Raw genomic sequence first — 8,584 nt, 5'->3', positions numbered from 1 at the left:
GGTCGAGATCTACGGTCCCGAGGCCTCGGGCAAGACGACCCTGGCCCTGCACATCATCGCCGAGGCCCAGAAGGCTGGCGGCATCGCCGCCTTCGTCGACGCCGAGCACGCCCTGGACGTGACCTACGCCCGCAACCTCGGGGTCAACACCGACGAGCTGCTGATCTCCCAGCCGGACACCGGCGAGCAGGCCCTCGAGATCGCCGACATGCTGGTCCGCTCGGGCGCCATCGACGTCATCGTAGTCGACTCCGTGGCCGCCCTGGTCCCCCGGGCCGAGATCGAGGGCGAGATGGGCGACTCCCACGTCGGCCTCCAGGCCCGTCTCATGAGCCAGGCCCTCCGCAAGCTCTCCGGCACCATCTCCAAGTCCAAGACCACCGCCATCTTCATCAACCAGCTCCGCGAGAAGATCGGGGTGCTGTTCGGCTCGCCCGAGACCACCTCCGGGGGGCGGGCGCTCAAGTTCTACGCCTCGGTCCGGCTGGACGTGCGGCGGATCGAGTCGCTGAAGGACGGTCCCGAGGTCGTCGGCAACCGGACCAGGGCCAAGGTGGTCAAGAACAAGCTGGCCCCGCCCTTCCGCTCGGCCGAGTTCGACGTCATCTACGGCCAGGGGATCTCCAAGGAGGGGAGCCTGCTCGACGTCGGCGTGGATGTCGGTCTCATCAAGAAGTCGGGGGCCTGGTTCACCTACGACGGGGACCAGCTCGGTCAGGGACGTGAGAACTCCCGCAACTTCCTCCGCGACAACCCCGAGCTCGCCCGCGAGATCGAGGAGAAGATCAAGGCCCAGCTGGGCGTCGGCCTCCCGCCCGCCCCCACTCCCGCCGACCTCGACGCCGATCCCACCCAGGCCAAGGGAGCAGCGAAGGAGCAGGACAAGCTCTGAGCCGGACGATGGTGGTCGGGCGACGGGCGGCGGTCAGGAAACGGCGGGTGCAGCCGGGGGGAGGAGCGCCGCTGGACGGCGAGCGGGCGGGGTCGGCGGACGCCGCCCACGCCGCCGCCCTGCGGCTGCTCACGAGCCGGGCGCGGACCCTGGCCGAGTTGCGGCAGCGGCTGGAGGACCGTGGCTTCGAGGCGGCCGCGGTCGCCGAGACGCTCGACCGGCTGGAACGGGTGGGCCTGGTCGACGACGCCGCCCTGGCCCAGACGGTCGCCGAGGGCCGGGCGGAGCGGGGGCTGGACGCGCCCGCGATCGCCGCCGAGCTCCGCGACCGCGGCGTCGACCCGGCGGTGGCGGAACGGGCCGCCCACGCCGCCGTTCCGGCCGAGGACCGCGCCGACCGCTGCCGCCAGGTCGCCGAGGCCCGGCTCGCCCAGCTCGCCGGCCTCCCCGCCCCGACCCAGCTCCGGCGGCTGGCGACCTACCTGGCCCGCCGCGGCTACCCGCCCGAGCTCGCCGAGTCCGTCGCCCGGGACCTGGTCGGCTTCGACTGAGACACCGGCCCGGAGAGCATCGACCCCGACAGCGGCACGACCCCGCGGGAGTACCTCGCCACCGTGCGGGAGGACACCGGCGGCGCGACCGTGCGCCGGATCACCGCGCCCGCCGACGCGCGTCCCCTGCGGGAGACGCTGCGGACCGGCTAGGCAGGAGCGCGATGCCGTACGACTGGGTGAAGGGCCACTGGATCGAAGGGGTGAGCCAGGTTGTCTCTCCCCGTGGGACAGGTTGTCTCGCTTGACTGAGACGATCGCTTGGACCGGCTGATTCCGGGTTGACACCCCTTCTGACCTGCTCTTCCTTGACCGGGGGGGCGGGCGGGCCTACCCTGAGATGGCCCGGCGACGCCGAGCTCAACCTCTGATTACGTAACCTTTGGTACACCGACTGTTCACCGGACCTTCCTGCTTGGGGACTGGAGCGGCGACTCGGCGTCCCCACCCGAACGTTCCGTCGGACCCGACCTTCGGACCGTAATCGAAGGGTCTTTGCAGCGCCGGGCGCCGCTCGGCGCTGCTGCCGTTTCCAGGCAAGACGGTCTCGGTGGCGCCGCCGGGTGGCTTTCGCCGGCCGGGTTCCCCCGGCCGGATGGGGGTTGCAAAGGAGGCCGCCATGGAGGCCGTCGTTCTCATCGTCGGAGCGCTCGCCGGGATCGTTGTCGGGTTTCTCATCGGAACGCAGTACCAGCGCAAACAGTCCGCAACCGTGCTCGGGTCGGCCGAGCAACAGGCCAGGGCGCTGCTCGAGGACGCCCGCCGGCAGGCCGAGACCACCCGCCGCGAGGCCGCCGTGGAGGCCCGCGACGAGGCCCTGCGGCTGCGCCAGGGCGTCGAGACCGAGGCGACCAAGCTTCGAGCTGAGGTCGAAGTCGAGACCCGGACCCGCCTGGCCGAGGTCCAGCAGCGCGAGGACCGCATCGCCGGCCGGGAGGAGGGCCTGGATGCCAAGGCGACCCTGCTCGACCGGCGCGAGGTCGCCCTGCACGACCGCGAGCAGGCCCTCGAGGTGACCCGGGCCGAGCTCGAGTCCGCCTCCGAGGAGCACCGCCGCCGCCTCGAGCAGGTCGCGGCCATGACCGCCGCCGAGGCCAAGGCCTTGCTCGTGAAGCAGATCGAGGAGGACGCCAAGCGCGACGCCATGGGCCTGGTCCGCGACCTCGAGCAGCAGGCGCGGGAGGAGGCCGACCGCCGCTCGCGCAAGATCGTCACCCTGGCCATCCAGCGGGTCGCCTCCGAGCAGACCTCCGAGTCGACCGTCTCGGTGCTGCCCCTGCCCTCCGACGACATGAAGGGCCGCATCATCGGCCGCGAGGGCCGCAACATCCGCGCCTTCGAGGCCGTCACCGGCGTCAACCTCATCATCGACGACACCCCCGAGGCGGTCCTGCTGTCCTGCTTCGACCCGGTCCGGCGTGAGATCGGCCGCCTCACCCTGGAGAAGCTGGTCTCCGACGGCCGCATCCACCCGGCCCGCATTGAGGAGACCTACGACCGGGCCCGGCAGGAGGTCGAGGGGGAGGTCCGCCGGGCCGGCGAGGACGCCTGCCTCGAGGTCGGCATCACCGACCTGCACCCGGAGCTGGTCCGTGTCCTCGGGCGGCTCAAGTACCGCACCTCCTACGGCCAGAACGTGCTCCGCCACCTGATCGAGACCGCCCACCTGGCCGGCATCATGGCCTCCGAGCTGGGCATGGACGTCGCCCTGGCCAAGCGCTGCGGATTCCTGCACGACATCGGCAAGGCGCTCACCCACGAGGTCGAGGGCTCACACGCCATCATCGGGGCCGAGCTGGCCCGCCGGCTCAAGGAGCGTCCCGAGGTCGTCCACGCCATCGAGGCCCACCACGGCGAGGTCGAGCAGCGCACCATCGAGGCCGTGCTCACCCAGGCCGCCGACGCCATCTCGGGCGGCCGCCCCGGGGCCCGCCGGGAGACGCTCGAGTCCTACGTCAAGCGCCTGGAGCGCCTCGAGGAGATCGCCGGCAGCTACCCGGGCGTCGACAAGGTCTTCGCCATGCAGGCCGGCCGCGAGGTCCGGATCATGGTCAAGCCCGAGGACGTCGACGACGTCGCCGCCCAGGTGCTGGCCCGCGACATGGCCAAGCGGGTCGAGCAGGAGCTCCAGTACCCGGGCCAGATCAAGATCACCGTGGTCCGCGAGATCCGCAGCATCGAGTACGCCAAGTGAGATGACCAGGCCGGCGGAGTACCATCCGGCGCGATGAGTGAGCGATACCTGATCCGCACCTTCGGGTGCCAGATGAACGAGCACGACTCCGAGCGGCTGGCCGGGCTGCTCGAGGCCGAGGGCATGGAGCGTGCCGCCGGGCTGGACGACGCCGACCTGGTCGTGCTCAACACCTGCGCGGTCCGTGAGAACGCCGACAACAAGCTCTACGGCACCCTCGGCCACCTGGCCACCACCAAGGCCAGCCGCGGGCTGACCATCGCCGTCGGCGGCTGCCTCGCCCAGAAGGACCAGGGCCGGGTGCTGGAGCGCGCCCCCTGGGTCGACGTGGTCTTCGGCACCCACAACCTGCACAGCCTGCCCGTCCTGGTGCGCCGGGCCCGCGAGCAGGGCGCCGCCCAGGCCGAGTTCTTCGACGAGATGCAGCGCTTTCCCTCCGCCCTCCCGGCCCGGCGGGCCAGCGAGTGGTCGGCCTGGGTGGCCATCAGCGTCGGCTGCAACAACACCTGCACCTTCTGCATCGTCCCCAAGCTGCGCGGCAAGGAGCGCAGCCGCCGGGTCGGCGACGTGGTCGCCGAGGTCCAGGCCCTGGCCGACGCCGGCGTGCTCGAGGTCAGCCTGCTCGGCCAGAACGTCAACTCCTACGGCACCGACCTGCCCGGCCACCGCCAGCTGTTCGGCGACCTCCTCCGGGCCCTGGACGGGGTCGATGGCCTGGAGCGCCTCCGCTTCACCAGCCCCAACCCCAAGGACTTCCGCGACGACGTGGTCGAGGCCATGGCCGGCTGCCGGCCCCTGTGCGAGCACGTCCACTTCCCGCTCCAGTCGGGCTCCGACCGGGTCCTGCGGCTGATGCGCCGCGGCTACCGCAGGCGCCGCTACCTCGAGATCCTGGCCAGCCTGCGCGCCGCCATCCCCGGGGTCGCCTTCTCCACCGACATCATCGTCGGGTTCCCGGGCGAGACCGAGGCCGACTTCGCCGACACCCTCGACCTGGTGGAGCAGGCCCGGTTCGACTCGGCCTTCACCTTCCAGTACTCGCCCCGCCCCGGCACCGAGGCCGCCTCCATGCCCGACCAGGTGCCCGCCGACGTGGTCAAGGACCGCTTCCAGCGCCTCCTCCAGCTCCAGGAGCGCGTCAGCCTGGAGGCCAACCGGGCCCTGCTCGGCACCGAGGTCGAGCTCCTGGTCGAGCAGTCCACCTCCAAGACCAACCCCACCCGCATGTCGGGCCGCACCCGGACCAACAAGCTCTGCCACTTCCCGGCCCCGGCGGTCACGGGTGTCGTCGCGGTGGCGCCCGGGGACCTGGTGACGGTCCGGGTCGAGCAGGCGGCCCCCCATCACCTGGTCGGGGGGCCGGTGCTGGCCCACCGGCCATGGCGACCTGCCGCCGGGTCGTGCGGGGCGGCGCCGGCGCCGCGGCCGCTGCCCGCCCGGGCGGTCCCCCTGCCGCTGGTCGGCTGAGGGTCGCCCATGCCGCGTGAGGGCCGGGACCCGCGGCCCGCCGCTCACCGGGAACAGCCGGTCGCCGATCCTCAGCCGGTTCCCGGTGGTCACCCGGTCGCCGGTCAGCATCCGGTCGCCGGTCGTCACCCGGTCGTGGCGGCCGTCCTGCCGCACCCGCCCCTGCTCGTGCCCGAGCTCGCCGGCGTCGCCGCGGCCGAGCTCGACACGCTGCGGGCCGCCTGCCACAAGGCCCTGTCCACGGTCCTCGGCGCCGCCGACATCACCGTCGTCGTCGGCGACGGGCCGGTCTGGGGCGTGCCCGAACCGGCGGCGGCCGGATCGTTCCAGCCCTACGGCGCCGACGTCGAGGTCACCCTCCCCGCTCTGGTCGCCCTCGACCTTCCAGGCCTCCCGCCACCCGCCCGGCTCAGGCATCTGCCCCTGTCCCTGACCGTCGCCGCCCACCTCCTGGCCGCCCTCGATCCGCCGCCCGCCCGCCTGGCCGCCGTCACCGTCCCCGGCTCGCTCGGCCCCGGCGCGGCCGCCGCAATCGGCCGCACCCTGACCACCGCGGCCCAGCAGCTCGGCGCCACCGGCCTGGTGGCGATGGCCGATCTGTCGGCATGCCGGACCGAGCGGGCCCCAGGGGCCTTCCGGGAGGAGGCGGCCGGCTTCGACGCCTCGATCGCCGAGGCATTCCGCTCCGGCGACCCCGCCCGCCTCCTCGACCTCGACCCCGCCCAAGCCGCCGACCTGCTCGTCGCCGGCCGGGTCCCCCTCCAGACCCTCGCCGGCGCGTTCGCCGAAGGGCCGGGGTCCGGCGCCCCAGGGCCACACGGGGACAGGGGCGGGGTGGATGGCGAGGGTCCGGTGGCGGGCGGGCCGGGGTCGGGCGGCGAGGTGTCGGTCGTGGGCGAACCGCCCCTGCGCGGCCAGGTCCTGTACGACGACGCGCCCTATGGCGTGGGCTATCTGGTCGCCCTCCTGACCGCGCCACGACCCAATACAACCCTGCCCCCGTCGCCGCGCGACCTCCGGCCATGACCCTTCCCCCACCACGCCCGGGGCCGGCCGACCCGCGGCCGGGGCCTGTGCTGGCGGTGGTGGGGCCGACGGCGGCGGGGAAGACCGAGCTGGCGCTGGCGTTGGCCGAGCGGCTCGGGGCGGAGGTGGTGAGCGCCGACGCGATGCTCGTCTATCGGGGAATGGACATCGGCACGGCGAAGCCGACCCCGGAGGAACGGGCGCGGGTGGCCCATCACCTGGTCGACCTGGTCGAGCCGGGGGAGGAGTTCTCGGTGGCGAGATTCCAGCCCCTGGCCAGGGCCGCGATCACCGAGGTGCTCGGCCGGGGACGGGTGCCGCTGCTGGTGGGAGGGTCCGGCCTCTACTTCCACGCCGTGGTCGACGACTTCGTGTTCCCCCCGACCGACCAGGCCGTCCGGGCCCGGCTGGAGGCCGAGGCGGCCGCGGTCGGCCTGCCCGAGCTGTACGCCAGGCTGGCCGCGGCCGACCCGGCGGCGGCGGACCGGATCCAGCCCGGCAACCTGCGCCGCACGGTCCGGGCGCTCGAGGTGATGGAGCTGACCGGCCGGCCGTTCTCGTCGTTCCGGGCGGCCATGGACGACCCTGTCTCCCGCTACCGCCTGACCGTGGTCGGCCTCGACCCGGGCGCCGAGCTGCTCCGGGCCAGGGTGGCCGAGCGGGTGGAGGCGATGGCCAAGGCCGGCCTGGTCGACGAGGTCCGCCGGCTGGCCGAGCGGCCCTTGTCCCGGACGGCCCGCCAGGCCCTCGGCTACAAGGAGCTCCTCGACGCCATGGAGGAGGGCACGCCGGTCGCGGAGGCGCTGGAGGCGGTGGTCAGGCGGACCCGGGCCTACGCCCGCCGCCAGCTGGCCTGGTTCCGGCGGGACCCGCGGGTGCGATGGAGTACCCTTCCTCCCGGGCCGGAGCGAGTCGCCTGGGCCCTGGAGACGTTCGGGAAGGATTGACGGGTGGAGTTCGTCAAGGCACACGGGACCGGCAACGACTTCGTGGTCGTCGAGGACCTGGCCGACCGCTACCGCATCACCCCCGAGCTGGTCAGAGCGGTCTGTGACCGCCACTTCGGGATCGGGGCGGACGGCCTGATCCGCATCGCCCGGGGCACCGAGGCGCCCTACTTCATGGACTACCGCAACGCCGACGGCTCGGTGGCCGAGATGTGCGGCAACGGCGTCCGGGTGGTCGGCAAGTACCTGGGCGACCGCGGCCTGGTCGGCGGCTCGTTCGACCTGGAGACCCGGGCCGGGGTCAAGCACCTGGAGCTGCACGCCGACGACCGCGGCGGCATCGACCGGGTCACGGTGGACATGGGCGCTCCGGTGCTGGGGGACGAGCGCACGCTGGACGTGGACGGCGAGCCGATCACCGCCACCGTGCTCTCCATGGGCAACCCGCACGCGGTGGTGTTCGTGGACGATGTCGACAAGGCGCCGGTGACCACCCTCGGCCCCACCCTGGAGACCCACCCGGCCTTCCTCCCGGCCAAGACCAACGTCGAGTTCGCCCAGGTGGTCGACCCGGGCACCGTCCGCCAGCGCACCTGGGAGCGGGGCGTGGGCGAGACCCTGGCCTGCGGCACCGGCGCGTGCGCGGTCGCGGTGGCCGCCCAGGCCCGGGGCCTGACCGGCCGCCCGGTGGCCATCGAGCTCCGCGGCGGCCGCCTCGAGCTCGACTGGTCCCCCGGCGGCACCGTCCGCATGACCGGCCCCGCCCGCGAGGTCGCCCACGGCACCCTGACCGAGGACTTCCTCACCTCCGCCGGATAGCGGATCGGCCGCCAACCTGGCCCGCCCCCGGGGACCCCGCGCCGAACCCCGAACCTCTCGCGGCAGTCGCTGGATGCCGCGACGTTCCGTTTGCCCGGGAACGTGCGTAGACTGCCGCAAACCGTGCAGAAGGGGCGGCTCCATGTACGACGTGCTGGTCTTCGATCACCGTCTCGCCGAGCACCGGCCGCTCGACTCCAAGTCCGAGCTGGCCCGGCTCCTGTTCGGCTACACCACCGGCAACGGTCAGCGCTTCCCGGCCCAGGCCGACCTGGTCCGGTTCGTGGCCCGCCCCGGCCAGGACGACGACGTCCAGGACGTCCTGGCCGGGCCGGACGCGATCGCGCGGGCGGAGGGAGGCGAGGTCATCAACTTCGTCTACCGGGCCGAGGGGCGGCGCACCGAGGGCACCCTGGCCCGGATCGGCAACGGCGAGCTGCGGGTCCGCTGAGCCGCCACCAGGCGAAGCATCGGGTAGCAGCCGCTCGCCGGAGCCCCCCATTTCGGCCGTTCGCCGGGTGCCTGCGACCGACCGCTTGGCCAGGCCCCGGCCGGCCGGCTGCCGGGCGGAGCGCCGGGGCGCGGTGGGCGGTAGGCTGCTGGCTTCCGATCGCCAGATCGTGCCGGACCTCCACGCGAGGAGACTGCCCAGCTCATGCGCACCGCACGCCGCATCGACGCCATCCCG

At 73.5% G+C, this 8,584-nt stretch carries 8 protein-coding genes; all 8 read left to right on the top strand.

All coding sequences use genetic code 11. The annotated features are described in order from the left end of the window. The coding region (recA, locus tag VF468_23700; protein ID HEX5881295.1) for a recombinase RecA at positions 1-892 on the top strand (892 nt) is incomplete at its 5' end. Between the two features lie 8 nt (positions 893-900). Then, complete coding sequence (locus VF468_23695) at positions 901-1,443, top strand: regulatory protein RecX (GenBank protein HEX5881294.1); 543 nt, start codon at positions 901-903, stop codon at positions 1,441-1,443. A 619-nt stretch (positions 1,444-2,062) separates the two neighbouring features. Further along, positions 2,063-3,637, top strand: coding sequence for a ribonuclease Y (gene rny / locus VF468_23690; protein HEX5881293.1), 1,575 nt, complete (start codon positions 2,063-2,065; stop codon positions 3,635-3,637). Positions 3,638-3,670: 33 nt separating this feature from the next. After that, entirely contained in the window at positions 3,671-5,104 is a 1,434-nt protein-coding gene (gene miaB, locus VF468_23685; GenBank protein ID HEX5881292.1) for a tRNA (N6-isopentenyl adenosine(37)-C2)-methylthiotransferase MiaB, read from the top strand. A gap of 135 nt (positions 5,105-5,239) precedes the next feature. Further along, positions 5,240-6,130, top strand: coding sequence for a hypothetical protein (locus tag VF468_23680; GenBank protein HEX5881291.1), 891 nt, complete (start codon positions 5,240-5,242; stop codon positions 6,128-6,130). Further along, positions 6,127-7,077, top strand: coding sequence for a tRNA (adenosine(37)-N6)-dimethylallyltransferase MiaA (miaA, locus tag VF468_23675; protein ID HEX5881290.1), 951 nt, complete (start codon positions 6,127-6,129; stop codon positions 7,075-7,077). The genes VF468_23680 and miaA overlap by 4 nt, the downstream gene beginning before the upstream one ends. Before the next feature lie 3 nt (positions 7,078-7,080). Beyond that, complete coding sequence (gene dapF, locus VF468_23670) at positions 7,081-7,896, top strand: diaminopimelate epimerase (GenBank protein ID HEX5881289.1); 816 nt, start codon at positions 7,081-7,083, stop codon at positions 7,894-7,896. Positions 7,897-8,038: 142 nt separating this feature from the next. Next, the gene (locus VF468_23665) at positions 8,039-8,347 is read left to right on the top strand and encodes a hypothetical protein (protein HEX5881288.1); all 309 of its coding nucleotides are present in this window, start codon (positions 8,039-8,041) and stop codon (positions 8,345-8,347) included. Positions 8,348-8,584 lie beyond the last annotated feature (237 nt).

This window comes from Actinomycetota bacterium (assembly GCA_036280995.1).
GTDB lineage: Bacteria > Actinomycetota > CALGFH01 > CALGFH01 > CALGFH01 > CALGFH01.
This window is presented reverse-complemented; position numbering and strand designations above follow the sequence as displayed.